The sequence below is a fragment of the Serratia sp. MMO-28 genome, assembly GCF_037199905.1.
GTDB lineage: Bacteria > Pseudomonadota > Gammaproteobacteria > Enterobacterales > Enterobacteriaceae > Chania > Chania oryzae.
This window is the reverse complement of record NZ_JBBCVB010000068.1, coordinates 1-1,453: the sequence shown is the minus strand read 5'-3', so window position 1 is coordinate 1,453 and position 1,453 is coordinate 1. Positions and strand designations below refer to the sequence as shown.

Below are 1,453 nucleotides of genomic sequence, written 5' to 3'. Positions count from 1 at the left end.
GCTCGACGGCGGTACGCTGAACTTTACCGGCGGTGCGCCACTGTCTAGCGCCGAGAGCACCATTACAGCTCAGACCCTGGCCGCTAACGGCGGCACCATCAATCTGGTGGGGGGGAGTTCCTGGGACAATACGCCACCGGTGGTGCCACCGAACCTGTCGATCCTGGATCAGAACCGCGGGGCGACGGCGATGCAGTTGATCAGCGCCACCACGGCCAGCGGGGCCGATACCTTAACGCTGACGATTGACGGTGTGGCGGTAACGCCACTGGGGTTAATCTCTGCCATCAACCAGAATACGGTGCATGTGGCGGATGCGACCTATAATTACGCGCTGTCCAACACCGACGGTGCCAGCGCTTCTGGCCTGTACCTGAACTATGGTCTGAGTGCGATTAACCTGCTGCTGGACAATCCTAATGCCCTGATTATTGCCACCGATGCCAGCCCGGACTCCAACAAAAATCTGACTGCGCAACTGACCGGGGTGGGCGGCGTTGCCTTTGATGCCAGCAACGGGGCTCTGACCGTCACCAACAGCCAGAACAACTACACCGGTAGCACCACGATAAGCGGCGGCGATGTGCTGCTGGGCAGCAACAATGCCTTTGGCGCCACCTCATTGCTGACGGTGGCCAGCGGAGCCGGTTTCAATACCAATAACTTCAGCCAGACGGTGGGGGCACTCACCAACCTGGGCACGGTCACGCTCGATCCGGGCGTGTTGAGCAGCGGACTGCTGACCAACACCGGGGTGCTCGATCTGGCAGGCGGTACGCTGAACCTGTCGTCAGGGGGCACGTCGACCGCCCCTGGCGGCTTGACCGGGGCGGGCACGCTGAACGTGAACGGCGGAGATTTGGCGCTGAGCGCGGCCAACGGCGGTCTGTCAGCCACCACCCATATTGCATCGGGAGCCTCCGTCACCGCGAACGTGGCGAATGCCCTGGGCACCAGTGAGGTGGATGTCGGCGGTACGTTGAACCTGAACGCCGCAGACACGCTCGCCAACGTGCTGAGCGGTGCTGGGACCATCAATACCGGCGCGGCGGTGACCCTGAGCGGCAGCAACGCCTTCAGCGGCACCCACGTTATCGATGCGAACGGTGCCCTGACGGTCAGCACGGCCGATAATCTGGGGACCTCGGCGGCCCGCGTCAATCTGGCCGATGCCACCTCACAACTGTTGCTGAATGGCGTTGCGGGGACTCTCGCGAATACGCTGAGCGGAGTATTGGATTCTACTGTGCAACTCAGCAATGCGTCCAACACCACCCTCACCGGCACTAACAGCAGCTTTGCCGGCCTGTTTGACCTGATAGGCAGCAGTACCCTGACCGTTTCGCAGAACGCCAATCTGGGCACCGGTGGCGTCAGCATTGGCAGCGGCAGCACCCTGAACTTTAACGCCTTTGAGGGGGGCGCGTTGACCGCGCTGAATAATTCATTGAGC

General features: G+C 61.8%; 1 pseudogene. It reads left to right on the top strand.

What is annotated here, in order from left to right:
- A pseudogene (locus WG891_RS26535) lies at positions 1 to 1,453 on the top strand (autotransporter outer membrane beta-barrel domain-containing protein); the annotation flags it as partial.